The 301-nt window shown below is 35.5% G+C and carries 1 protein-coding gene; it reads right to left on the reverse strand.

Translation table 11 applies throughout. The features are described 5' to 3' along the window. A partial coding sequence (gene tnpA / locus A3SG_RS0118660; protein ID WP_016991476.1) for an IS66 family insertion sequence element accessory protein TnpA occupies positions 1-223 on the reverse strand: 223 nt, incomplete at its 3' end. Positions 224-301 lie beyond the last annotated feature (78 nt).

The following is a 301-nucleotide window of genomic DNA, read 5'->3' on the forward strand; positions in this document are numbered from 1 at the left end:
CAACTCCATTGGGGTATACGATTTCGTATTTGTTTTCTAAAGCGAAAACTGGTTTTTTCAGTGCAATAAAACCTCCGCTTTGTGCTTCTTCATTTTTGCTTTTTCGTATCCAATAGCTGAAGGTTCCTAATTTAATACCTGCTTGATCGCAATACGCTTGTTGTGAAAGTCCACTTTGTTTCCAAGATTCAACTTGGGATAACATAAATTCATTTTTGTCCATGTCTAAATTGTTTAGAACAAAACTACTCCCTTAGGTTAATCTAAAAAATATGGGGTTCGTCGGGCGGATACTTTTAAA

Source organism: Flavobacterium sp. ACAM 123, assembly GCF_000264055.1.
Lineage (GTDB): Bacteria > Bacteroidota > Bacteroidia > Flavobacteriales > Flavobacteriaceae > Flavobacterium.